The sequence below is a fragment of the Marinobacter caseinilyticus genome (assembly GCF_011074955.1).
In the GTDB taxonomy this organism is placed as follows: Bacteria; Pseudomonadota; Gammaproteobacteria; order Pseudomonadales; family Oleiphilaceae; genus Marinobacter; species Marinobacter caseinilyticus.
The window spans coordinates 119,509-142,567 of the sequence record NZ_WUQJ01000013.1 but is presented as its reverse complement, the minus strand read 5'-3'; the positions used below and the strand labels follow the sequence as shown (position 1 = coordinate 142,567).

Below are 23,059 nucleotides of genomic sequence, written 5' to 3'. Positions count from 1 at the left end.
ATTTTTCACCGGCTTGATTGACGATGGGGGTGTCAAAACACGAGAACACAAGCGAGGTACTCCCCATGTTCAATGAACTGCTCACCATCTGGTCCGACTCTCCGGCGTTGTCGCTGGCGACCTGGCTGGTGATTGCCATCACGCTGCTTTATGCCGGGCGCCCCCATGCGCATCAACTGCTGCGCAGTTCCGGGCGCGCCATCTACGCCACCTTACGGGTTGCGGGGGTCAGTATCCGCCGACTGGAAGAACGGGTGATCGCCCGCAACCACGACGTGTTGCTGGCAATGGGCCGTGAAGCCACGGAAAAAACCATCGAGCGCGAATTCAATCGCGTTAATACCATCGTAGAGCGGGATCTGAGTCAATACCCGGTATTGCACCGCCGGCTTGCCGACACCCTCAAGAAGATCGAGGGGGATTACCACGAGTCCATCGATAATGCGCCGCTGCCGCCGGCGTGGCAGGAAGTACTGGAAACCATCTCAGCCCTGCCCAAGTCCGGCGATCCGGCCGTCGCCAGTATCCTCGAGAACATCAAGGAAGTGGTGGAAGACTCCCACGACCAGACTCTGAAGGCATACCAGCAGGACACCAACGAACGGCACGGCATCCTGAAAGGCATGCAGCCGGAGTGGCGCACGCTCAGCAGCACCATGAAGACAGTGCAGCAGACCATTACCGGTCTGGAGGACCGGGCGCGCAAGATCGACAACCAGATGGCGGACTACGAAAGCATGCGCAAGGCGGAAGACAAGGCGATCAACGCGCTGACGTCGTCCTCACTGACGCAGTTTTTCATTGCCAGCCTGGTGTTGGCGATCGCGGTATTCGGCGGCATCATCAACTTCCACCTAATATCCATGCCGATGGCAGAGATGGTCGGTGGGTCCAGCTATATCGGGTCTGTGCGTACCTCTGACATTGCCGCCATGGTGATCATTCTGGTGGAAATTGCCATGGGCCTGTTCTTGCTCGAAGCGTTGCAGGTGACCCGACTGTTCCCGGTCATCACCAGCCTGGACGACCGCATGCGCAAGCGCATGGCGATCGCCGCGTTCACCATTCTGGTGATCTTTGCCAGTATCGAATCCTCATTGGCGTACATGCGGGACCTGCTCGCCCTGGACACCGAAGCCCTGCAGCAGTCGCTGGCCGGAACCGCTACCGGTGAGGCGAAGTTCCGTTGGGTACCGTCCATTGGTCAGATGCTGCTTGGCTTCATCCTGCCCTTTGCGCTCGCATTTGTGGGTATTCCGCTGGAGTCTTTTGTGCATTCACTGCGCACGGTGATGGGGCTGGTGGCTCTGGGTGTGTTGCGCACGATCCGGGTGGTGCTGCGCCTGATTGGTGGCTTCTCCAACCACCTCAGTAAAATTCTGGTCAACCTGTACGACGTTTTCATTATGGTGCCGCTGAGTCTGGAGCGCATGGTTCTGCATCATCGGGAGGCTCGTGCATCAGGGGCCGTCGCGGCGCCGGCCGGATCCGCTGATCCGCAAGCGGTGGCCGCTTACGACGAGCCCGAGGCGATGGCAGAGCCTAGCGCAGAGCGCAAAACGCCAAAGCCGGTGCGTAAAGCCCGTAACAGCAAGAAAACCGACGAGGAATCGTTCGGAACCGAGATGCCACTGACCACAGGGGAGGCGTGAGCCATGACTACCCAAACTACTTTTCAGGCAGCTACTCAGACGACAATTCAGACGACTGCCCGGACCAACAAGACGATTCGTTTTTGCTCCGTTCAGATGCGTTTCGCGGTCGCCATGGTCTTGAGCCTGATGATGGCGGGCTGCGGAGAAGCCGCGAATTACAGCCGGGCCGCGTTTGTGCTGGTGGATATCTCCAGGGATTATGCGGTTGAACTGGATAAGGCCAAGCGCCTGACCCACTACCTGCTAACCCGGCTCAACAGCGGTGATTCACTGGCCATCGCTTTCATCGACAACAGCAGTTTCACCGAGCGTAACATCATCGCACAGGAGACCTTTGATTTTCGTCCCAGTGTCGCCAATCAGCAGAAACGGGCGTTCCAGGCTGAGATGAACACCTTCGTCGACAAATTTCGCCAACCCAGCTACCACAGCGATATCACCGGTGGTGTGTTGTTGGCGTCGGACTACCTGGCGGGCATGGACGCCACCGACAAGCAGTTGTTCATCCTGTCGGACCTGCATGAGGATTTGCCGCCCCGGCTGAAGCGAGACATGGCCGTGAACCTCAAGGGTGTCGAGGTCGTCGCGATCAATGTCAAGCGTCAGGTCAGCGATAATAACGATCCGGCTTCGTACCATCAGCGGTTGGCGTCCTGGCAACAGCAGGTGGAACAGAGTGGCGGGCGCTGGCAACTGGTGCACGACATGGCCGAGCTTGAGCGAACCGTCGCCGTCCGCTAATGCAGTGTGTCGCATCTCGCCATGGCTGAAATGGGCCCGCCAATTTGGGGGCCTTTTTTACGGGACCGCGCACTGGCGACGGCGACCTCAGGGGAGCACCGGCCAGTGTTGCACCACTGGCTAAAAAATCAGTAACGGCCGCTGGCGGGCGGGGGTATTTTTAGAAGGGCCGCTGGAAAAAAATCGGCGGCCAAGCCAGCGTAAGCCTGTTGGGGAAACCGATAACCGGGTCTCGAAAAAACGAGGAGCCTGCGATGTCAGACAACGGACAGACATTTCCTGCCGAGGGCGCCTGCGCCTGTGGAGAGGTTCGCTACCGCCTGCTGATGGCACCCATGTTTGTGCATTGCTGCCATTGCAGCAGGTGCCAGAGAGAAACCGGCTCGGCCTTTGCAATCAATGCGATGGTGGAACCGGAGTGTATCAAGTTGCTCACGGGCGCAACCGTCACAACCTGCTTGCCTTCCAATAGCGGGAAAGGGCAGCAGGTTGTTCGGTGCGGTACCTGCTATACGGCATTGTGGAGCCATTACGGTGCGGCCGGTGATCGGGTCAGTTTTCTGCGAGTCGGTACGCTGGACAACCCCGACGTATGCCCTCCGGATATCCAGATTTACACCGCTTCAAAACAGCACTGGGTAACGCTGAGTACCGGGATTCCCGTGGTGGAGGCTTACTATCGGCGCAGCCAGTACTGGCCGGAAGCCAGTGTGTTGAGATACAAGCGTGCGCTTGCAGAGTGACCGCCGATGATGGTGCATGGCACCGGGGCGGTCATCGTTGGTAAACCGCGATGCAGGCGTTATAGCTCGTCCATGAACCGGGCCATGTCTTTCTCAATGCGGCGCATCTGTCGTTGCCACTGTATTTTATAGTCTTCGAATTCCCGCCCCACCGAGTTCAGGGACAGCTGGGTTTCTGCCAGTGCCTTGCTGCCCTGGGAGATGGATCGCAGGTCGGTCTCGTCCCCCAGTTGCTCACGGTTCTGATCCAGACGGATCACCGCCTGGTTGAGCGTGCGGCGGTCATCCGGTGATGCCGAGGGTTGGTCTTTCAGTGCGTCTTCAATGGACTGGGACAGTTCGTCGAGTGCTTTTTCCAGTTGTTCACCAAAGGCTTCCATGGTGCGTGAGAACTGCTGGTCAGCGGCCGTCATTTTGCGCTCGAGTTCTTCTGCCATGCGCTCCATTTCCCGGGCAGCATCGTCTGAGGATTCCGAGAACCGGGCCCGAAATTTATCACCCAGATCACCCAGTTGCCGCATAACCTGGTCAAACATCGGGCGGTCTGCAAGGGCGTCACCTGTGCGGCGGTGATCCACCAGCCACTGCTGATTCTGCCGGGTCAGATAGGTGGCGGTTTGCACGGGGTCACGGTCGCCATCGCCATCGCCATCGCCCAGTCCGTCGAGCGTTGTTACGATGCTGGCCTCGTCACCATCAATGACCACACGTCCCCAGGAAACCGTCACGTCCTGCCAGTCACGGGCGAAACCATCAAAGTCGGCCTCGTCGGTCAGGGTCGACAATTCAGTTGCGTCACCGGCATCGTTTTCAATGACCGAGTGCCAGAAAGCCTCGGTGACCTCCTGCGGCGTTTCCGGTCCGGTACAGGCGGAGAGCACTAACACGGTGATCAGCGCAAGGGGATAGCGAAAAATGCGACTCATAAAAGGGATCTCGTAGGATGGTACACAGTGCAAGACAGGGCACTAGTCTATCGAGGGTGACGCGTGGCTTACACTACTGATTGTTAATGATTGCCGGAGGCCACCCAGGGAGCAGTTGGCGTGGTGGCACCCGAACAAACATGCCACCCGCCCGAGCCTGGCGGCATTGCGCCAGGCTCGGGCGGGTGTGGTTATTTTTTCGCGGGTTTCAATTGACCGCTGTCGATCAACTGCTGAAACATGTCATGCATGGACTCGGACAGTGAGCGGTACTGCATGTCCAGATCCCGGAGGCTCTTGCGGTTATCCGCCGTCCAGTCATAGCCGACGTTGCGGGCGATCAGTGGGCGGGTAAACGCCTTATTGGCCAGTGGGCCAACCAGCCAGAGCAGCCATTTAGGCAATGTCCTGCGCGGTAACGGGTAGCTGTTTCCGTAGGTATCGAGCAGGGTGGCAGCCATCGCCTGAAAACTGGTGTTGTGTGCGCTGACAATGTGCCGACCCTTGGCGTCAGGGTTAAAGGCGGCCCGGAAATGCGCCTCGGCCAGGTCCCGGACGTCGACGGCGCCCATGCCCCAGTGGGGAACGCCCGCTTTCATGGTGCCGTCGCCGAGTTGGCGCACCAGATCGAAACTGGCCGATGTGGCGTGGGGGTTGAGCCCCGGCCCGACGACCAGCGACGGATTGATGACCACCAGTTGCCAGCGTTGCTGGCCTTCGTTAATCGCCCAGGCTTCTTTTTCCGCGACGGTTTTGGAATAGGCGTAGGGGTTGTGCTGTAGATTTGATGAGGTATTCCAGACCTCTTCGGTAAACACGCCCTCAGGGGTCTGTTCCTGGTCGACATTGTCGCCGTAGATCGCGGCGCAACTGCTGGTCAGAACGACACGTTCTACCGAAGGCGTTTGATTGGCCTGTTCCAGCACATTGCGGGTGCCCAGCTTGGCGGGGTCCACCAGCTCGGTCTGGGGGTCAGAAAACTCAACAATGAACGGTGATGCGGTGTGAAACACCACGCCGCAGCCAGCCATAGCCTCGGCGTAGGAGCCATTGTCCAGAAGGTCGGCTTTAAAATACCGAATCGTGCCGGGCGCCGTCTGGGCAATGGCATCCAGATGCTGAACCTTGTTCTTGTTGGCTGGGTCCCGCACGGCTGCGTGTACGGTGAAGCCTTCTTCAAGCAGTTTCTTGACCAGCCAGCCGGCAACGTAGCCGGTCGCGCCGGTCACCATGACGGGTGATGTCGTATCCAGTGTGCTCATGTTCATTGTACCTCTGTGGTCCATGCGAGAGACTGGCTCGGGCGTTCATGTGCCGCCCTTGACAGGCCTGGTCCTGATGAGTTTTTTAACCCAGCGCAGCCGTTGCTGTGCATCCGCTCCCCGCATGTTAGCCCTGAACGGCCAAAAAAACACTCGCACACGGCGCCGCAGTATTGAACGGGAGTGCCAAATGCCAGGAACCCGGGTGCGGCACTGCAGGCCCGTCGCAACGCCATCCAGTCATTAAACGTTCATCGCGGATTGACCTGGAACCACAAACGTCGGTTACCAACAACCATTTGTCGGCGGATGCTGGCGTTTGTACCGGAGGTCGCTAGGTTTATCCCGGTCAAGCGGATGAACAAAAAAAGGGGGCGGCAAGCCCCCTTTGAATGAGTGTTGTCGTGGGTTAACGGGGGTGCAGCCAACCTGGCAGCAAGCTGTAGGGGTCGACATGGACCGCCGGGTTGAACCCAATGTTCTGACGCTGCAAACGGGGCATGAGCGTGCCGTCTTTGATCTGGTCGAACACATCGGTGCAGCCTCCTACGAACTCACCGTTTATGAAGATCTGCGGCAAAGTAACCCATCCGGTTTTTTCTTTTAGCGCAGCGCGGATGAGACCGCCTCTGTTGTCTTGCTGATAGGCCACCGAATCGAGATCAACTGACATATAGGGGATGCCATACTCCTTGAATACCTTGCGGACCGACCAGCAGAATTCGCACCACTCCAGCGCGAACATCACCACTGGGTTGTCCGGATCGCTGATTAACGCGTCGACCTCCGCTACGGCGGCCGGGTCCAGGTCGACCGGCTCGCTTGAGGCGGTGGGGGCCTGGGGCCCGGTGATATCAAACCGATAGCCAGGCGTAGAGCGAGACAACGCCATTTCTTCTTCGGTCATTTCCACCGGTACGTCATCGAACAGCGGGGTGGTCAGATAGCGTTCGCCGGTATCCGGCAGCATGCATAGAATGTGAGATCCCTCCGGGGCATTTTCGGCGATCTGCAGCGCCCCGGCAAAGGTCGCACCAGCGGAGATGCCAACAAAGATCCCTTCCCGCCGGGCAAGATCACGGGCGCATTTCAGGGCATCGTTCCCATTAATGGGCAAGAACTCGTCAATGGCATGAGCCTGCAATACTTCCTCGGCCAGCTTGGGCACAAAATCCGGTGACCAGCCCTGCATCAAGTGGGGCCGGAACATTGGATGACTTTCGGAATGGTTGCCAGCGGCATTTCGTGGCTGGGGGATGCCACTGGCCAGAATGGCCGAGTTGTCTGGCTCACACACCACGATGCGGGTGGTCGGACTTTGGCGCTTCAAGACGCGGGACACGCCGTTAAGTGTGCCGGCGGTGCCAAAGCCCGTGACCCAGTAGTTCAACTTGACGTCGGCGAAGTCGTCCAGAATTTCCACTGCGGTGGTTTTTTCGTGCATGGCGGCGTTGGCCGGGTTTTCGAACTGCCGGGCAAGCCACCAGCCATTGGCCTCAGCCAGTTCCTCGGCTTTGGCCACCATGCCGGAGCCTTTCAGGGCTGCCGGGGTCAGTATCACCTTGGCCCCCAGAAAACGCATCAGTTTACGCCGCTCGACACTGAAGTTTTCCGCCATGGTCACCACCAGTGGGTACCCTTTTTGGGCACACACCATGGCGAGCCCAATACCGGTATTGCCGCTGGTGGCTTCGATGACGGTCTGTCCAGGCTGAAGCTCACCCCGGCGTTCAGCATCTTCGATCACGCCCAGGGCAAGACGGTCTTTGACCGAGCCCATGGGGTTGAACGCCTCAATTTTGACGAACAGGTTAATGCCTTTCGGGCCAAGGTTATTAATACGCACCGTTGGGGTGTGGCCGATGGTATCCAGAATGCTGTTGTATCGCGTACCCATAATGGTCCTCCTTATACACAAACACAGCCGTGTCGGGTCGCCCTATCCTGGTTGGAGGTACGCCAGGGACTTTTTTATTATAGCGCACCCGGATTGACTGAGCGTCTCGCCGATGCTGGCGATACAACGCTTTTGTAGCGATAAAAAGTGCCTCGGTAGGATGCTCAGAACAGACTGGAAGAAGACCGGTTGCGTTTACTACTTCAAGTTCTTTTATCGAAGGACAAAACAGGCCGATACTTTCTAAGGGCAGTATGGATACTCCTCCACCCAAAGACGCAGAGGGATGACATGGCAACTTATCGCAAAGCGTTGCCGCAACTTTCGGGTGATGTGTTTTTGACCGATGGCGGCATTGAAACGACGCTTATCTTCCATGAAGGTCTTGAATTACCGTATTTCGCAGCGTTCGACCTGCTGAAAACACCAGCAGGAGAGGCGGCCTTGCGGAATTATTTCAGCACCTACGCAGCACTGGCCAAACAGTACGGCGTAGGCTGTATTCTCGAAAGTGCCACCTGGCGCGCCAACGCAGACTGGGGCGCAAAGCTCGGCTATACCCCGGAGACGCTGGCAGAGGTCAATCGTCGGGCCGTTGCCATGCTGCAAGAAGTGCGGCAGAGCTACGAAACGGCGCAGACACCCATCATTATCAGCGGCTGTATCGGGCCGCGGGGCGATGGCTACAACCCGGTGGATTTCATGACCGCAACCACCGCAGAGAACTACCATGCTCCGCAGGTGATGGCCTTCCGTGATGCGGGCGCCGACCTGGTGACGGCAATCACCATGACGTATGTCGATGAAGCCATCGGTATCGCGCGGGCGGCAAAGGCGCTTGGTGTGCCGGTTGTCCTGTCCTTCACCGTCGAAATCGACGGCAAACTACCCAGCGGGCAGACACTCAGGCAAGCCATTGAACAAGTCGATGCCGCCACTGACAGGGCGCCGGTCTATTACATGATCAACTGCGCCCACCCTACCCATTTTGCCGATGTGCTGGAGCCGGATGCGTCCTGGGTTGCCAGAATTCATGGCCTGCGGGCGAATGCATCCACCAAGAGCCATGCCGAACTGGACGAGGCCGAGGAGCTGGATGAAGGTGATCCGGATGAACTGGCCCGGCAATATGGCGATCTGCGCAACCGACTGCCCCAACTCAATGTGCTTGGCGGGTGTTGCGGGACCAACCACCGGCATGTCGAGGCGATTTTTCAGACCGTACTGGCAGCGTAATCATCGGTATACAGCGCCGGTAGTGGATCGTTTTGTGATCAGGCCAGAGGAAAGCGGCGATGAAATACATCTTCGAAGTGTATATCCACGAAGGGTGCAGCGTTGAAGAGTATGCGAATGCCTGGGTGCGTGCCAGCGAACTGATCCAACGTGCGCCAGGTGCGCGCGGTACGGCTCTGCATCGGAAAATAGGAGATCCCAGAACGCTGATCGCCATCGCGCAGTGGGACAGCAAGGCCAGCCGGGACGCGATGGAGGCACAGCACAATCCCACCATCGCCAGCATCATTCGCAGTGCGGCACCGTACTGTGAGGTTCACCCGTTGGGTGAGTTCGAAGAGCCGGAGTGGGTTGTCGCCCCCGGCGGAATTCAAGGATTGGCGGGCACCGTCCCCTGAGTGTGATGCCGGGGTATCACCATAACAGGGCGTGATATGAGCACTCTGATTTGTTTGCCGCGGAGTCGTCGTTCGCACTGACATCAATCCGGCCTGACGGGAGGCCGCTGTTTCAGTCGTTTCGCAATTGTATAGTGCTAAATGCAGGTGTGTTCATCCGGGGCTGAATGGTCTCTACGGAGCACCGTTTTATGACAACCTTTTTTATCGTCATGTGGTTGGCGGCGGCCGGTACATTGGTGGCGCTGTGGGTGTGGCGCCAGACCGATCACCGGGCCGACCGGTTAGCCATGAATCGGTTAGCCGCGATGCAGCCCCAAAGCCCGCTGTGCTTCCATCCGTCCATGGTCAGCCAACTGCCGGCTCCGGCACGTCGCTACTTTTTACACTGCATCGCTCCGGGAACGCCTCTGTACACGGTGGCCCGGATCACTATGACAGGGCATTTCGGGTTGGGCACCCGCAGCAAGCCCGGCTATCTGAACATGACCGCGCGCGAAACTCTGGCAATGCCAACCGGTTTTATCTGGAAGATGCGGGCAGGCCGTGGGTTGATTTGCCTCTCCGGCTCGGACAGCGAGCACTGGACACGGTTCTGGCTGATGGGGTTTTTGCCGGTAACACGTTTGGGGGACGACGTGGATCACCGACGATCTGCATTCGGACGTTATGTGGCGGAAGCGGTGTTCTGGACCCCGGCAGCGCTGTTGCCTGGAGCCGGTGTCCGCTGGCTGCCGGTTGATGCCAGCACAGCGAGAGTTCTCATCGAGCATAATGGCCTGAGGCAGGCGGTTGATGTTACGGTCGCCGCCGATGGCGCACTCACGCAGATCTGTTTTGCCCGTTGGAGCAGCGCCAATCCACAGAAAATGTACCGCCGCCAGCCCTTTGTCGGATTTGCGTCGGGGTATCAGGAGTTCAGCGGCTTCCGGTTACCGACACGGGTGAAAGCCGGGAATGGGTTCGGTACACCCGACTATTTTCCTTTTTTTATCGCCAGGGTGACCGCAGTGACCTTTCCCCTTGCCGATAGAGTAATGAAGCAAAACGCAGGACCGCCCGAGATGAAGCGCCGAAATGGAATTTTCTGGTAGCCATTCCGACTGGGCATTGTGTGTTCATGCTTTGCGAGCGCTGGCGGGACGCATTCGGGTCAGGAAGCCCTAGTGTGGGAGCTACCTGACCCGCAGATGATCAGTAGTTGTCGTCGGATTCGAATAGGAGGGAATCGTCGGATTTTTCTCTTACCGTTTGACCGGGCTGGTTGCTGCGAATGCCGGTGGCTTCTTCCGCCAGAATGTAAGGCGTCAGCACGATGATAATCTCGCGCTTCTGATATTCGTCGTCTATGGAGGTGAACAGCTTGCCCAGGTAGGGAATGTCGCCCAGGAAGGGAATCTTACGCTCGACCTGTTCACTGTTCTTGCCAACCAGTCCGCCAATGATGATGGGTGTCCGGTCAGGAACTCGTGCGAAGGTCCGTACTTTTTTGCTGTTTGACCCCTGTTTCTCGGCCAGCAGGACTTGGCCGTCATCCGAATCCGCAAATACGGCACCTGAATTTTCGTCATCTTCGGCGTCTACGGTTGCGTCAATCTCCAGGGTCAACCATTTGCGATCAGCCGATACCCTGGGTTTGAGATTGAGAGTGATGCCGATGGGCAGCGGTTCAAACGTGTAAGAGCTGATTTGCAGCCCACCAAATTCAGTCAGCGTACTGGAGACAATGGGTGTCTGGATGACGTCGACGATCTGGATCAGTGCCTGGCGGTTACTGATGGCCAACACGCTAGGGCGAGACAGCACCTCCGCTTTGCCCTCCTCGATGAGGGCCTTCAGTTCAACCCGGTAGCCTGTACCGGGATTAAAAATGCGCAGCCCCGTTTCTGCATCACGCAGTGTGCTGCGAATGTACGACAGCGACGGACCGCCCGCTTCAAGGGCGCCCAGTCCGAGCGTCCGGTCTCTGAAGCTTTCGGTAAATTCGACGCCGAATTCCTGGCTGTCCTCATCCCGCACTTCCAGTACCATGGTTTCGATGTACACCTGAGCGGCCGGCGCATCGAGTTTGTTAGCGACTAACCATTGGAGTTTTTCGAACTTGCCGGCCTGGTCGGGGTGGTAATACACCAGGAAATGGTCCAGCTCCGAAGAGTTCGGAGATGCTCCCGGGCTGGTGGGGCTGGGAGCCATACCAGGCATTTGCTGGCCATACTGCTGCATTCCAGACGCTTGCTGGCCATACTCCTGAACACTGGTAATAGTGTCTCCGAAGGTCACCTTCATATCACCGGGTTGAGACAGCATGGTGACGACTGGCAAATCCTGGCAGGTGTAGCCTGCGCCGCCCAGAGCGGGCTGTTGCAGGTCCATCACGTTGTAGCCCATAGCAGATAATGATGCCGCGATGGTTGGCAGCGTGCTGTTGGATACACCCAGGGTACCGACCATCAAGTCCCGCAACTGGAAATAGCCACTCTCGCAGCTTGCAATATCGGAATAAAAGGCTGTCACCGGATCGATTTCCGGCATCTGGGCCGCCGCATCCCTTGCGGCCGTAATAAGCTCAACCTGGGGGCTGACCGGCATCGATTCCGGGGTGTCCGAAACAGGCTGACTGGAGCATGCACTGAGAAACAAAGTAGCCGAAAGGGTTATTGCGGACTTTTGAATAGTCAAAATGCAGCCCTGTTATTGGTTGGAAATAATGGTTGGTTATAAGTATTAGGGAAGTTCCTTTTTACGGGTACTAGCCAAAAGAGCTATTTTCACTTGTGCCGGATAGGGGGCGATCCTTCGCCCGTCCCCGTCTTCTGCCCACAATGAACGCGGCGACCGGAGGACTATTCCGGCCAGCGCGACATGGGTTTCGGGTAGCCGGCGTCCACTTTGGTGCCGGTAAACCGGATGTAATAGTCACCCTTGATCATGTAGACATGGCCGTTGCGGAAGGTGGCGGCGTCAATACCTGCGCTGAATTCCGTCGGCATGCCTTGCCATCCGCCGGGTAGCTTCGCCGGGTAACCCGCATCGACCGTCACACCGGTGAGGCGGACGTATTCGTTACCTTTAAAGAAGTAGTGTTTATCCCACGGGGGGAAGTACAGTGCAGCATCAACCTGGCCGCTCCAGCCAGCCGGCATGTTCCGCCAGCCGCCTGGCATCCCAATAGGGTACCCAGCATCGACCGTGAAACCGTTCAGGCGCAGGTAGTCTCCACTAGACCACATGTAGCCTTTGGCCGTGCCCCGATAAGGAAGGCCGGCGTTAATGCCCGACTGCCAGCCGGAGGGAATGCCTTTCCAGCCGCCGGGCATGTTGGTCGGATAACCCGCGTCGAAGCCTACGGCAACATTGCTGCTGCTGCGGGCGTAGCTGCCGTCGCTGTAAAACAGGTAGGTGGCAAGGTTGTTGCCAGCGGTGATGGCTGCGGTTACCGACCTGGCAGCGGTGGATGGTGCACCGCTGCCGGCCAGCCTTTCGGCATCGGCGATCACCGTTCTTAGCATGGCCATTTTCTCTGTGCGCTCTTTAGCCAACGCGGCGGCTTCATTGTTGAAATTATTGAGAGTCTTCATCAGATGACCGTATTGAGTTTTCTTTGGCTCCGGGTATTGCCGCACGCCGTTACCCCACATGCCCAGATACCCATTGATTCGGTCCAGTTGAGTCTTGAGCACGTCTAATTCGGCGGATACAAACTGTTTTTGCGCATCCGTCATTCGGCTGGCATAGAAGGTTGCTTTGCGCTCTAGAGCGAGAAAGCTTTTTTCAAGGGGTTCGCGTTTTGACGCATAGGAGGTCTGCATGCCCGCGTGGAAATTGTCCGTCGCTGCCTTGGCCTCGGCCCGCATTGCATTGATCACTGTGAGTTCACTGTTGAGAAGGTCCAGCCGACGGGCGATAACCGAATACAGTGAGTTGGGATCGCTCATCATGAGCTCGGCCGGGCCGGTCGGGTGTGTCTCCTCGCTGCCGGCTGACACGAGACTGCACACCGGCTTGGTGTAGGCCGCTGCAATACCGAGGACGCCAGAGGGATCCAGTAAGGAGGCGGTGCCCAGCGCCAGTTGGGCAATCTGAAAATCCATTTCAGCTTGGGATATGTCTTTCCCGACAATCTCCTGAACACCGCCGACAAAGGCGATTGTGGTTCGGGTTTGTGCTTGTATGTTGTTGCCCAATTGAGCGGCATCGATGCCTTTTTGGACCCGCCCACTCAGAGAGCCAAGATCACCCCAGCCCTTGGTAAATGAATTGCTGAAGCTTTTGCCATACTGCTTCGCAACCGCCTTGATCCCTTCGGTGGCGCCTTCTTTGACGCCATTCTTGATGGCGCTGATGCCGCCGCTTGCAGTGCCAAGACTTGCAATGCTGACGGCAGCATCAAGCACCGACAACACCATGTCGGTGGTGTTTGACGCACAGGCAGCCGCGCTTGCCGAGCATCCGGCACCGCATTCCACCCATTTCGAGCCCCGGATGGTCGGGCATCGATTCCAGCAGACTGGCCCGACACCGTAAGAGCCAGCGGCGCATGTCTTGTAGCACAGGCCCGCGTCTATCTCTTGATCACTGGCACACTGGGCCTCATAGATCTTTTTAAAATAGGTGTTCTTGGTGCACGACAGATCAAATTGACCGGCGTAACCTTCGGCCTTGCAATCGGGTGTGGGGGGGCGGCAAAAACCGAGGATATGGGTTTCGCCAGCTTGGCATTTTTGCACCACTACGGCCCCGCGTTTTTCGCAGCCGTTGGCACCATATCTTGCTTTGCAGCGGTCCCACATGCCGGAATCGTCCAGCGGGTCACTGAATTGCCAGGGGAATTCTTCGACGTGATATTCCGCTTTGCGACAGAATAGGCCGTCATTCCGGTAGCCAGGCTTGCATTTTTGCAGGCAGGCTCCAAGGGTGCTGGACTCGTAGCCGTCTTCGCAGGGCCGATAACAGAGTGCGCCTTCTTTTTTCATGCCGGCCGGGCAATTGTTCGGAATGGTTCCGACCCCACGCCCATAGCTGTCTTTCCAGCAATAATCCAGGGCGGCGTTGGCAACGCCAAAGGTCCCGATGGTTAACACCAGGATGATCATGATTTGCTTGAACAGTCGCTGGAACAGGCTCATATCCATTCTCCTTAACCCGATCTGAGCTCTTATCCACTGCCTTTCACACGAGGCCAAGGGGCTGAATAGGAGGTCTCTATTTTATTGAACGATTGTTATTGAACGGTTCCTCGCTGCGCTTCAACCAGCGCAGCGAGTTGTGGCAATTCCAGGGCCCCCGGATAGAGCGTGTTGCCAACGATAAATGCCGGTGTGCCGTTCACGCCCAGTTGTTCAGCCAGGGCAGCATTGTCGGTGATGTGTTGATCAATAGCGGGGTCAGTCAAGGCAATGCGCAGGTCGCCATTGCTGATGTCCAGTGATGAGGCGATGTCGAGAAGGCTTTCAACGCTGCTGAGGTTGGCTTCAAGTGCATGGTCCGAAAACGCGGGGTATTTTTCGGGTGCAATGGTGTGGATCGCAATGGCCAGGCGGGCCGCCGTCAAGGAAAGCTCTCCGAGTACTGGGAATTCTTTCACAATAAGCTTGATGCCCGAATCCTGTTCGAGCAGTTCGGTGAGGACTGCGTGACTGCGCTTGCAGTACCCACATTGATAATCGGAAAACATCACAATGCTGACATCGCCGTCGGGGTTGCCTTTGATCAACAGGTTGCTCCCATTGGCGGCTAACTGAAGTGCTTCGGATTGCTGTTTTTGCTGCAACTGGCTATGGGCCTCGGCATCCGCTCGGGCGACGGCGACGGTCGCGTTGAAGAAAATTCGAGGGTTTTCTTCGACGTAGCGGGCTACCTGCGTCTCGACTTCTTCATTGATATGGGCTTTTATAAGGCCATAGGTCGCGGCAATCGAAATAACCACTGTGAGCGATACCGAAAGTGCAAGGGTAATGGCAGGGCGAAGCGTCATGGGGTCTCCGGAATTATTGTGTTTCTGGCCAATCCCAGGCGCATTTTGAAAAGACTGCTCTGAAACGGCCGCCTGGCCGTATGTAACGATCGAAGTAACCGGCAGACCGGAATGCTTCGGACGTCTCGCCGCTTGGGTAAGGCAGTTGGTGAAAGGCCCTTACGGTTGGCCCGACTATTGCTGTTAATTTGTAAATGTAAGTATTAGCCAGCGAGCCGATTAGCGGTACTAGCCATAAGAGCTATTTTCAGTCCCGGCGACGGGTGCCGCGTATTCAAACTCAGAAAAAGGATTCGGAGTGAAGATTCTCATCGTGGATGACCATCAGCTGTTTGTAGACGGAATGCGCTACTTGCTGAAAAAACTGTTGGTGACCAAGGAAGTTGAGGAAGCCTTCCGGGCGGAGGATGCCATCCGAATTCTTGAATCGGGAAAGACCTTTGATTTGGTGTTAATCGATCTCTGCATGCCGGGAATGAGTGGCCTGTCCGTCTTACGACGGATGCGGGCGCAGGGTATTTACACGCCGGTCGTTGTCGTCTCGGCTGAAGAGGATATAACCAAAATCCATGAAACGTTGACGTCAGGTGCCTCGGGTTTCATTCCCAAGACCCACAATGGCGAGCAGATGCGCACCGCTTTTGAGGCGGTATTGGCCGGTGAAGTCTACATACCCCCGGATATCGAGAAAAGGCTGGCCGGTTATGACGCCCGCCGAACACTGGACTGTGGCAGCATCACCCGGCGTCAGAGGGAGGTCCTCCGGCTGTTGGCGCAAGGCTACTCAAACAAGCAGATTGCCGCGACATTTTACCTCACCGAACATACCGTTAAAGCTCATGTTGCGGCTCTACTCAAGGCAACGAAAACCTCAAGCAGGACCGAATGCGTGCATGTCGCCAGTAGCCGGGGATTGCTTTAAGCCAGCGTCTGAACCTAGACCGTCACGTCAGAGAGTGGGGTCGTTGCAGAAAGGTGATGCTGAATGATGCTTCGTAAACTGGCTGGGCGAACCGGTTTCTGAACCAGTTTCAAACCGCTCTCCTCGGCCAACTTGAGTTGCTCAGTTCCGGTTGAACCGGTAATCAGGATGCCGGGGATTCCGGGGTCACCATACTGGTTTCGCAAGCTGTTGATGGCCTCAATGCCATTGTCCGCTCCATTCAAGCTAAGGTCCGACAAGATCAGGTCCGGCCGCCGGTCGGATGTGCGCAGCTGATCCTGTATTTCCGTGAGAGAAGGGGCAGCAATCACGTCGAACTGCCAACTGGCCAGCAGTGTTTCCATGGCATTAAGCACGTTCATGTCATCATCAATCACTACAATACATTGTCCCGAGGCGTGCCAGCTCGGCTTGTTACTGCCGTCGTGCTGAACCTGAGACGATGCGATTTCCCCGACCGGCACCTCTACGCTGAAAATGGATCCTTTGCCTACTTTTGAATGCAGCTCGAGCGGATAATCCAGTAAATTGCACAGGCGCCGGACGATCGCCAAACCAAACCCAAGGCCTTGATCTTGTTCATCCGATGGACGTTCCAATTGCTGAAATTCGGCAAAAGCTTTGTTTTGGCTTTCCTGGGGTATGCCGATACCTGTGTCCCAGACCTGAATCAGAATGGTTGCCTTGCGTCGCCTTGCGGTTAACAACACACCCCCGGACCGGGTATATCGCAAAGCATTCTCGATCAGATTCCGGAGTATCCGCTCCAGCAATGCCTGGTCCGACCATACGGCGTCAGATCGGGCATGAACGATCAGGCGAAGCTGTTTTTTTTCGGCTTTTGCCGCGAATTCATCTCGCAGCTCGGCAAGGCACTGGGCAATATCAAAATGACTGAGTTCCGGCTGCACAACATTGGCGTCCAGTCGGGACATGTCGAACAGTGCATCAAACAGCTTGCGCATGGACTCCATCGACAGGTCAATGCGCCGGAAGATACGGGCGCTCTCGGCCGGTGAGTCGGACTGTTTTAGGGCATCAATGAACAATGATAGTGCATGCAGTGGCTGCCGCAGGTCATGGCTCGCGGTGGCGAGAATGCGGGACTTGGCATAAACGGCGTCTTGTAGCTCTTCGGATTTAACCTCAAGTTTGTGCGTCATGTCGGCGGACTCGAGTCGTAAACGCATTTCGGAACGCACAAGCATGTTGAGCTTTTTTGCAAAGGAAAAGGAGGCCAGCAACGCAAACATCATCATCAGGACGAGGGCGGCGAATGGCAGGGTGCCCATCAGTGCGAAGCGGATCAGCAGTGCCGTCAGAATGGGGACGCCATAGACGAAGTAGAGCGGCAGCCAGTAGGTTCCCGAGGTGATCGAACCAACCCCTAAGGTGACCGACAGGGTAATAATGAATATTTGATGGGGCGGAGAGTCTGGAACATAAAAGGCAAACACCGCGATTGCCCACAGGCCGCCCAGATAGACGGACATCATCAGTAATCGGACGTGCCATTTGCGAGCGTTCTGATAATGCACTGCTTGCCGGTGGTAGGCCGTGGTGAGTACGAAGCGGGCACCAATGCCGGCAAGCACCAGCAGCAGCCAACCCAGCAGCATCCATTGATCAACCTGGGACCACATGACCACCACGACGGTGATCGGCACCAAGGTGGTGAAAAAAGCCCATTCGCGCATTTTCTCGAAATGGGGTACCAAGGCCTCAAAAGTAATCCGCTGTTCGATTTCGGTTTCGTTCATGCCTGTTGCCCTGACCGCCGGTAATGCGCAAGGTGGAGAATGACTCAACTATAGCCGCTAATGCGTCATTAAGTGGGTGAAATGGTCGAATTAAGGCACACATTCCTCAATTTTGGTGTTTGTTGTGGTCAAGGCCGATTTCAAACAAGGGACGTTGCGGCACAACAGTCTGAGTCTGCGACGGCGGGGACGCGGCTGACCGGGATGGTCGTCTGACCGCCCGATCACCGATTGTCAGGCCTCACCGCCGGGTTTAACATGAGACCCGAGGGCTTATTCACCATGAGCAGATGATATGAGCAGCAGACATTGTCGGCTGGGCATTTTCCGCGTTTTGGTGACTGTCTGTGCTGTTTTAATGTTTGCCATGACAGCAACGAATGCGGCGGGGGTGCAGCCATTGGATGGCAGGGTGTTCAGCGGCCAATTCGGCGACGAGGGCAAGCCTGCGGACCGGGGGGATACGCTGTATTTTTCCGACGGCATGTTCTGGTCCGAAAATTGTATTCCCTGCGGGTTTCCGCCCGCGCCCTACTGGGTTCGCGAGACACGGGAGGGAATTCACTTTTTCGGCACATTGCAAAGTGACGAGCGAGGCACTTTTACCTACCAGGGGTTCTTTGACGGTGAGGCACTGGCCGTAGACATCCACTGGACGCGGGTTCGATGGTACCGGACGGTTCATCGCAATTTCTGGTTTCGTGGGCAGGCGATTCGGAGCGTTGATGCCGGTGAGCCTCAGGCCGCAACGGCACAGGCGGTGTCGTCCGCACTTGAGCCCCAGGATGGTGTCGATTGTTCACCATGAAGCGTCGGCGTTTACTGGTGGTGGTATTGATCTATTTTGGACTGCTCATCACGGGCGCCGCTGTTGGACGGTTTTTGCCGGATGTGCTGAACCTGGATGTCCGCCCTGGTAACGAGCCCGAAATACACAGCATGATCATGTTCACCACCCTGGTCTACATTGTCGCGGCTGCGGTGCCCTTTATCCCCGGTGCTGAAATTGGCTTTGCCCTGTTGGTGACATTAGGGGCTTCAGTGGCCGGTCTGGTCTACATCAGCATGGTGGCAGCGCTTACCCTTGCCTATCTCGTGGGTCGCTTATTGCCGGCCCGGGCAATCGCGGGTTGTTTTGGTTTTCTGGGACTCAACCGGGCCCGCAATCTGGTTTTTCGTTTGCAGCCCCTGTCCACAGATGCTCGGCTCAAACTGCTGATGTCAAGGGCTCCGGCCCGCATCGTTCCATTCTTACTGCGACACCGATTTGTCGCACTGGCGGTGGTCATCAACCTGCCCGGGAATACACTGTTAGGCGGTGGTGGCGGTATCGCCCTGGCCGCCGGCATGAGTGGTCTTTACCCCTTTCCCGCCTACCTTGCCACCATCGCTGTTGCCATCGCACCATTGCCGCTGTTGGTCACGTTGCTCGGGTACTGGCACTAACGGCGCCCGGTCGGGTCTGGTTAGCATCAGAAATGGTTATATCCGAATTTCATGTAGGTGATTCCCGGACTAAGAACCAGCCGCCAGGCCAGTTCCACCTCATCATCAAATGCCGGGTCATAGTCCCGCACCGTGCTGATCAGGCTTTCCAGCCACAGGTCGTAGAGGTATGGCTGAATGTTGAGTTCCCTTTCGCTGTGCAGATACGCAATTTTCCTCAGTACGTTATCAACGGCACCACTGGCGTAGAAGGCAATCAGGCTATAGAAAGATTTTTTCAACATACTGCGCTGCCGGGCCATGTCCGTATGGCGGAACAACACGCTAACCTGTGGGGATGAACCTAGAAAACGCTGATAGAACGCCTCGAAAAAGTCGACATGATCGGGCTCAGCGTTGAGGACACGGTCGTAGCTTGCGTCGAATATATCGTCAAAGGACATGGTCCGCTCTGCTCCAACCTGTCATTGCAACTCCGTTAATCCGAGGTTCCCTGACCAAAAGTAGCAGGGTGGCATGGGGAAAACCAACGTAAAGGCCCGGTGAGAAGGTCTTTGAACGCGCTCATGGGCCATTCAACCCTGTTGCTCAAGCCGGATTTACAGTTGTTGGTCAGTCCTCTAATCTTTGGTTAGGAGCACGGAGTTGTAGGCGTGTGGGATAACAGGAGGGTATTCCAATGAGCAAGGCGCTGAACGGGCATTTTACGTCAAAGGATCAGGCAAAGAACGTGTGGGACGATCTGATTGCAACCGGCATTCCCCGCGACAATATCTACATTGACGAGGATGAGGATGTGATCAAGGTCATTATCCCTCAGGAAGAACAGCGGGAGGTCAAAGAAATTTTTGATCGTCACAAGATCAGCTATTAGCCGCACAACCAGGCTTGCGGGCATCGAAGTCCGATTTGGATCGCCCATTCATGCCAGGCGCATCGGAGGCTCTGGGTATGAGGGTTGATGCTGTGTCCGAAAATGCCATGCTGCTTGAATTCGGGGATGTGATTTCCGAGGCTCTGGTCCCGGTAATAATGGCGGTTCAGCGCAGGATTGAAGCAGAGTTGAGTGACGTTGTGATTGACCTGATTCCGTCCTACACCACCATGCTCTGTGTCTACGATTACAATAAAGTGGACACCCAGTGGATGGCGGACGCCTTGCAAAAGCTGACGAGGCAAGTGAACGTTGAGACTGAACGACGCCTGTCAGGTTCACGGGTGGACATTCCGGTCTGGTATGACCCCGAAGTCGGCTATGACCTGGAGACTTTGGCCGATGCCAAGGGATTGTCGGTGCAGGCCATTGCAGACATTCATTGCGCCAAGGAATACCTGGTGTTCACGATCGGGTTTAACCCGGGATTTGCGTTTCTGGGTAAAGTCGACGATGCCATCGCCATGCCCAGGCTGAGTTCGCCAAGGGCTGCCGTCGCTCGGGGCAGTGTGGGTATTGCGGACACCCAAACCGCGGTCTACCCAATGCAGTCGCCCGGCGGCTGGAACATCATCGGGCGAAGCCCCCAACGCATGTTTGATCGTTCCCGCGGGGATCGGTGTGCCTCTCTTTTGCGGGTTGGCGACCGGGTCCGCTTCCGGGCCATTGATCGCCAGGAATTTGACCGGCTCGGGGGCAGCCATGAGTGAGCTGGTGATCCGTCGGCCCGGCTGGCAGTCCACCATTCAGGACGAAGGCCGGCGAGGTTATTACCGCGAGGGCTTATCCGAAGGTGGGGCGATGGATGTTCACGCCTTTTATTGGGCCAACAAGCTGCTCGACAATGACCTGAGCAGTGCCTGTATCGAGGTGCTCATGGGTCAGTTTGAAGCCGAATTCAGCGCCGCTGGGGTGATTTCGGTGACTGGCGCCGACCTGAGTTTCCGGATCAACGGTGTTGAATGCGAGACCTGGTGTACTCACCGCGTCGAAGCTGGCGATGCGATTGCCTTTGAGCGGCCCAGATCGGGGCTGCGGGCCTACTTGGGTGTGGTTGGCGGATGGCAGACGCCGGTCTGCTTTGGTAGCCGCTCGGTGGTGATGCGCGAACAGCTCGGTGGCCTGGACGGTGGCGCACTCAAAAAACAGGATGTGCTGCCTTATGCGTACGATCGAGAATCGGTCTTGCGTCAGGTCAACCCGCACTATGTGCCCGATTATTCACAGGCTCTGACACTGAAGGTTGTGCCAGGTTATCAATACCGAGAGTTCTCCAAAGCCGACCGACAACTGTTTGCCCAGACTGAGTACGAAGTGAGCGATCAGGTCGACCGCATGGGGTACAAGTTGCGTGGACCGCCGATCTCCGCCGCTCGGCGCCACCTTATCTCGGAGGGCATTGCCTATGGGGCGATTCAGGTCCCGCAGGATGGCCAACCCATCGTATTGTTGAAAGACCGTCAGACCATTGGTGGGTATCCGAAAATCGGATGCGTCGCGTCCCTGGATGCCGCCCGGCTGAGTCAATGCGTGCCCGGCAGCAAGGTTGCCTTCGAGTTTGCCAGCGTTGCCCGTGTGCAGTCTGAACGGAAACAGTTTGATCGGTTTTTCAAAACACCGCTCTGGCATGCCGGCAAAAAAGCCTGACACCGGCCTGCCTAATCCGGGCGGCGTTTTGTCACCCGAAATAAAAGCTTACGAAGGAGTTTCCTGAACGGCGGCATCGCTGCGCCACTCGGTGAGCCAGAATAACAACCCGGCGAGTCCGAGGGCGCCACCAAGACCGCAGGCGCCGACCCAACCTGTCCGTTCGAAAAGAAGGGCGGCCCCGGCGGAGCCGACCGCGCCGCCGAGAAAGTAACAAGTCATGTGCGCGGTGGTGATGCGGCTGCGCGCCTCTGGCCGGATCTGGTAGATCGCACTCTGGTTGAGAATCTGATTGCCCTGAACCCCGAGGTCGAGAAGGATGACGCCGACGACGAGGGCGGTGAGTTGATCGGCAAACAGGCCCATCACCAGAAACGACAGCGCAATCAGGCCAAGAAAAAGCCCAGTGCCCTTGCGGGACAGCCCCCGGTCGTGCAGATTACCGGCGAAATTGGCACACAGCGCCCCCGCGACGCCCAATAATCCGAACAATCCGATCATTGAATCCGAGTAGGAATAAGGCGGTTGTGCCAGCAGGAAAGGCAGCGTTGTCCAGAACGCACTGAAGGCGGCAAACCCCATGGCACCGTAAAAAATCCGCCGACGCAGCAGTGGCTCATCGCGCATCAGGGCCATTACCGACGTCAGCAAGCGACCCTATTTGAGGGAATTCTGCCCCGGCTCCCTGGGTAGCAAACGCGACAGCATCAGGGCCTGGACGAGCATCAGGCCAGCGGCAATCCAATACATGGCGCGCCAGCCAAAGACGTCGGCAACCGCGCCGGACACGGTACGCGCCAGCAAAATACCGAGCAGAAGACCGGTCATGACTCGGCCGACCACCCGCCCACGTTCGGCGTCATTGGCGAGATGGGCGGCGAATGGAACCAGAATCTGTGCCACCACGGCGGTGACACCAGTCGCCAGCGCGGTGATAATAAAGGTCTCAATCGTGGGGGCAAGGGCCATGCCTATCAGTGCCACAGCGGTCATTGAGGTAATGCCGACGATCAGGCTCCGGCGTTCCAGTAAGTCGCCAAGCGGAACCAGCAAGATCAGTCCGGCGGCATACCCCAACTGAGTCGTGGTGATAATGATGCCGGCGGTGCCCTGGCGAACGTCAAACTGCCGGGCCAACGTATGCAGCAGTGGTTGTGCGTAATAGATATTGGCCACGGCGACGCCGCAGGCGACGGCCATCACAAAGGTGAGCAGGTCATTGGGGCGCAGGTTGGTCGCCGTCTTGGCGGATGGCTCAGCGCTGGCAGTCGATGATTCTGGCATGGATGCTGTGTCCTTTGGCCAGCCGTCGGGCGAGGTCTCAACGGTTGGGGCGAAAGGGCGGTTTTTCAATTCTGGCCCGCTATGAAAGCATCACTGGATCAGTGATTCTCGGATCTGACAAATCCGCGCGGTGGCCAGCGACGAGCCCCCGGCTGGCGCCGATAAAAGTTTGTGATTTTGACTGAGGCGCGTGACACTCGTTTATCATTTCGG

At 57.0% G+C, this 23,059-nt stretch carries 22 protein-coding genes; 12 read left to right on the top strand and 10 right to left on the bottom strand.

The genetic code is table 11. The features are described from left to right. Positions 1–65 precede the first annotated feature (65 nt). From GRX64_RS05975 to GRX64_RS05965, 3 genes are all read left to right on the top strand, one after another. Positions 66–1,652, top strand: a complete 1,587-nt coding sequence (locus tag GRX64_RS05975; RefSeq protein ID WP_166264650.1) for a hypothetical protein — start codon at positions 66–68, stop codon at positions 1,650–1,652. Positions 1,653–1,655: 3 nt separating this feature from the next. Then, positions 1,656–2,396 (top strand): VWA domain-containing protein, encoded by a 741-nt coding sequence (locus tag GRX64_RS05970; RefSeq protein ID WP_235937535.1) that lies wholly within the window; start codon positions 1,656–1,658, stop codon positions 2,394–2,396. A gap of 254 nt (positions 2,397–2,650) precedes the next feature. After that, positions 2,651–3,139, top strand: coding sequence for a GFA family protein (locus GRX64_RS05965; RefSeq protein WP_166264648.1), 489 nt, complete (start codon positions 2,651–2,653; stop codon positions 3,137–3,139). Positions 3,140–3,198: 59 nt separating this feature from the next. On the opposite strand, the gene GRX64_RS05960 is transcribed toward GRX64_RS05965, so the two are convergent. The 3 genes from GRX64_RS05960 to GRX64_RS05950 all read right to left on the bottom strand — a co-directional run bounded on the left by GRX64_RS05960 (position 3,199) and on the right by GRX64_RS05950 (position 7,224). Further along, positions 3,199–4,065: an OmpH family outer membrane protein gene (locus GRX64_RS05960; protein ID WP_166264646.1), complete on the bottom strand. Its 867-nt coding sequence runs from the start codon at positions 4,063–4,065 to the stop codon at positions 3,199–3,201. Between the two features lie 191 nt (positions 4,066–4,256). Continuing rightward, entirely contained in the window at positions 4,257–5,327 is a 1,071-nt protein-coding gene (locus GRX64_RS05955) for an NAD-dependent epimerase/dehydratase family protein (RefSeq protein WP_166264644.1), read from the bottom strand. Positions 5,328–5,736: 409 nt separating this feature from the next. Beyond that, positions 5,737–7,224, bottom strand: coding sequence for a pyridoxal-phosphate dependent enzyme (locus GRX64_RS05950; RefSeq protein ID WP_166264642.1), 1,488 nt, complete (start codon positions 7,222–7,224; stop codon positions 5,737–5,739). A gap of 291 nt (positions 7,225–7,515) precedes the next feature. On the opposite strand from GRX64_RS05950, the gene GRX64_RS05945 reads away from it, so the two are divergent. The 3 genes from GRX64_RS05945 (at position 7,516) to GRX64_RS05935 (ending at position 9,952) form a co-directional block, all read left to right on the top strand. After that, the gene (locus GRX64_RS05945; RefSeq protein ID WP_166264640.1) at positions 7,516–8,460 is read left to right on the top strand and encodes a homocysteine S-methyltransferase family protein; all 945 of its coding nucleotides are present in this window, start codon (positions 7,516–7,518) and stop codon (positions 8,458–8,460) included. 59 nt (positions 8,461–8,519) lie between these two features. Then, entirely contained in the window at positions 8,520–8,858 is a 339-nt protein-coding gene (locus GRX64_RS05940) for an antibiotic biosynthesis monooxygenase family protein (RefSeq protein WP_166264638.1), read from the top strand. Between the two features lie 191 nt (positions 8,859–9,049). Next, positions 9,050–9,952 carry a DUF6544 family protein gene (locus tag GRX64_RS05935; protein ID WP_166264636.1) on the top strand — a complete coding sequence of 301 codons (903 nt, stop codon included), beginning with the start codon at positions 9,050–9,052 and terminating at the stop codon, positions 9,950–9,952. A 100-nt stretch (positions 9,953–10,052) separates the two neighbouring features. Here the strand turns inward: GRX64_RS05935 and GRX64_RS05930 are convergent, their stop codons facing one another. From GRX64_RS05930 to GRX64_RS05920, 3 genes are all read right to left on the bottom strand, one after another. After that, the gene (locus tag GRX64_RS05930) at positions 10,053–11,537 is read right to left on the bottom strand and encodes a type II secretion system protein GspD (RefSeq protein ID WP_166264634.1); all 1,485 of its coding nucleotides are present in this window, start codon (positions 11,535–11,537) and stop codon (positions 10,053–10,055) included. Positions 11,538–11,701: 164 nt separating this feature from the next. Further along, entirely contained in the window at positions 11,702–13,984 is a 2,283-nt protein-coding gene (locus GRX64_RS05925) for a hemopexin repeat-containing protein (RefSeq protein ID WP_166264632.1), read from the bottom strand. A gap of 95 nt (positions 13,985–14,079) precedes the next feature. After that, positions 14,080–14,832 carry a DsbA family protein gene (locus GRX64_RS05920; RefSeq protein ID WP_166264630.1) on the bottom strand — a complete coding sequence of 251 codons (753 nt, stop codon included), beginning with the start codon at positions 14,830–14,832 and terminating at the stop codon, positions 14,080–14,082. A 298-nt stretch (positions 14,833–15,130) separates the two neighbouring features. Between GRX64_RS05920 and GRX64_RS05915 the strand changes: the two genes are divergently transcribed. After that, the gene (locus GRX64_RS05915; protein WP_235937534.1) at positions 15,131–15,754 is read left to right on the top strand and encodes a response regulator; all 624 of its coding nucleotides are present in this window, start codon (positions 15,131–15,133) and stop codon (positions 15,752–15,754) included. A gap of 14 nt (positions 15,755–15,768) precedes the next feature. Here the strand turns inward: GRX64_RS05915 and GRX64_RS05910 are convergent, their stop codons facing one another. Next, a complete protein-coding gene (locus tag GRX64_RS05910; RefSeq protein WP_166264628.1) occupies positions 15,769–17,535 on the bottom strand; it encodes an ATP-binding response regulator in 1,767 nt (588 codons plus the stop codon). Positions 17,536–17,830: 295 nt separating this feature from the next. On the opposite strand from GRX64_RS05910, the gene GRX64_RS05905 reads away from it, so the two are divergent. Beyond that, positions 17,831–18,343, top strand: coding sequence for a hypothetical protein (locus tag GRX64_RS05905; RefSeq protein ID WP_166264626.1), 513 nt, complete (start codon positions 17,831–17,833; stop codon positions 18,341–18,343). Then, complete coding sequence (locus GRX64_RS05900) at positions 18,331–18,981, top strand: hypothetical protein (protein WP_166264624.1); 651 nt, start codon at positions 18,331–18,333, stop codon at positions 18,979–18,981. The genes GRX64_RS05905 and GRX64_RS05900 overlap by 13 nt, the downstream gene beginning before the upstream one ends. A gap of 26 nt (positions 18,982–19,007) precedes the next feature. On the opposite strand, the gene GRX64_RS05895 is transcribed toward GRX64_RS05900, so the two are convergent. Then, positions 19,008–19,424: a globin gene (locus GRX64_RS05895; protein ID WP_166264622.1), complete on the bottom strand. Its 417-nt coding sequence runs from the start codon at positions 19,422–19,424 to the stop codon at positions 19,008–19,010. Positions 19,425–19,660: 236 nt separating this feature from the next. On the opposite strand from GRX64_RS05895, the gene GRX64_RS05890 reads away from it, so the two are divergent. From GRX64_RS05890 to GRX64_RS05880, 3 genes are read left to right on the top strand one after another with little or no spacing between them, the layout of a single operon-like run. Beyond that, positions 19,661–19,855, top strand: a complete 195-nt coding sequence (locus GRX64_RS05890; RefSeq protein ID WP_166264620.1) for a hypothetical protein — start codon at positions 19,661–19,663, stop codon at positions 19,853–19,855. Between the two features lie 50 nt (positions 19,856–19,905). Then, positions 19,906–20,625 (top strand): 5-oxoprolinase subunit PxpB, encoded by a 720-nt coding sequence (pxpB, locus tag GRX64_RS05885; RefSeq protein ID WP_166264618.1) that lies wholly within the window; start codon positions 19,906–19,908, stop codon positions 20,623–20,625. Then, positions 20,618–21,562 carry a 5-oxoprolinase subunit C family protein gene (locus tag GRX64_RS05880; RefSeq protein ID WP_166264616.1) on the top strand — a complete coding sequence of 315 codons (945 nt, stop codon included), beginning with the start codon at positions 20,618–20,620 and terminating at the stop codon, positions 21,560–21,562. The genes pxpB and GRX64_RS05880 overlap by 8 nt, the downstream gene beginning before the upstream one ends. Before the next feature lie 48 nt (positions 21,563–21,610). Here the strand turns inward: GRX64_RS05880 and GRX64_RS19480 are convergent, their stop codons facing one another. Further along, positions 21,611–22,189: an MFS transporter gene (locus GRX64_RS19480; RefSeq protein WP_207308739.1), complete on the bottom strand. Its 579-nt coding sequence runs from the start codon at positions 22,187–22,189 to the stop codon at positions 21,611–21,613. Positions 22,190–22,219: 30 nt separating this feature from the next. Further along, complete coding sequence (locus tag GRX64_RS19475) at positions 22,220–22,846, bottom strand: MFS transporter (RefSeq protein WP_207308738.1); 627 nt, start codon at positions 22,844–22,846, stop codon at positions 22,220–22,222. Positions 22,847–23,059: the final 213 nt, after the last annotated feature.

What these genes read in the sequence shown, in the direction of transcription:
- GRX64_RS05940 (WP_166264638.1), top strand. Translation starts at nt 8,520, where the DNA reads ATGAAATACATCTTCGAAGTGTATATCCACGAAGGGTGCAGCGTTGAA.
- pxpB (WP_166264618.1), top strand. Translation starts at nt 19,906, where the DNA reads ATGCCAGGCGCATCGGAGGCTCTGGGTATGAGGGTTGATGCTGTGTCC.
- GRX64_RS19475 (WP_207308738.1), bottom strand. Translation starts at nt 22,846, where the DNA reads ATGCCAGAATCATCGACTGCCAGCGCTGAGCCATCCGCCAAGACGGCG.
- GRX64_RS05905 (WP_166264626.1), top strand. Translation starts at nt 17,831, where the DNA reads ATGAGCAGCAGACATTGTCGGCTGGGCATTTTCCGCGTTTTGGTGACT.
- GRX64_RS05975 (WP_166264650.1), top strand. Translation starts at nt 66, where the DNA reads ATGTTCAATGAACTGCTCACCATCTGGTCCGACTCTCCGGCGTTGTCG.
- GRX64_RS05960 (WP_166264646.1), bottom strand. Translation starts at nt 4,065, where the DNA reads ATGAGTCGCATTTTTCGCTATCCCCTTGCGCTGATCACCGTGTTAGTG.
- GRX64_RS05920 (WP_166264630.1), bottom strand. Translation starts at nt 14,832, where the DNA reads ATGACGCTTCGCCCTGCCATTACCCTTGCACTTTCGGTATCGCTCACA.
- GRX64_RS05970 (WP_235937535.1), top strand. Translation starts at nt 1,656, where the DNA reads ATGACTACCCAAACTACTTTTCAGGCAGCTACTCAGACGACAATTCAG.
- GRX64_RS05955 (WP_166264644.1), bottom strand. Translation starts at nt 5,327, where the DNA reads ATGAGCACACTGGATACGACATCACCCGTCATGGTGACCGGCGCGACC.
- GRX64_RS05945 (WP_166264640.1), top strand. Translation starts at nt 7,516, where the DNA reads ATGGCAACTTATCGCAAAGCGTTGCCGCAACTTTCGGGTGATGTGTTT.
- GRX64_RS05925 (WP_166264632.1), bottom strand. Translation starts at nt 13,984, where the DNA reads ATGAGCCTGTTCCAGCGACTGTTCAAGCAAATCATGATCATCCTGGTG.
- GRX64_RS05895 (WP_166264622.1), bottom strand. Translation starts at nt 19,424, where the DNA reads ATGTCCTTTGACGATATATTCGACGCAAGCTACGACCGTGTCCTCAAC.
- GRX64_RS05880 (WP_166264616.1), top strand. Translation starts at nt 20,618, where the DNA reads ATGAGTGAGCTGGTGATCCGTCGGCCCGGCTGGCAGTCCACCATTCAG.
- GRX64_RS05890 (WP_166264620.1), top strand. Translation starts at nt 19,661, where the DNA reads ATGAGCAAGGCGCTGAACGGGCATTTTACGTCAAAGGATCAGGCAAAG.
- GRX64_RS05965 (WP_166264648.1), top strand. Translation starts at nt 2,651, where the DNA reads ATGTCAGACAACGGACAGACATTTCCTGCCGAGGGCGCCTGCGCCTGT.
- GRX64_RS05950 (WP_166264642.1), bottom strand. Translation starts at nt 7,224, where the DNA reads ATGGGTACGCGATACAACAGCATTCTGGATACCATCGGCCACACCCCA.
- GRX64_RS05910 (WP_166264628.1), bottom strand. Translation starts at nt 17,535, where the DNA reads ATGAACGAAACCGAAATCGAACAGCGGATTACTTTTGAGGCCTTGGTA.
- GRX64_RS19480 (WP_207308739.1), bottom strand. Translation starts at nt 22,189, where the DNA reads ATGCGCGATGAGCCACTGCTGCGTCGGCGGATTTTTTACGGTGCCATG.
- GRX64_RS05935 (WP_166264636.1), top strand. Translation starts at nt 9,050, where the DNA reads ATGACAACCTTTTTTATCGTCATGTGGTTGGCGGCGGCCGGTACATTG.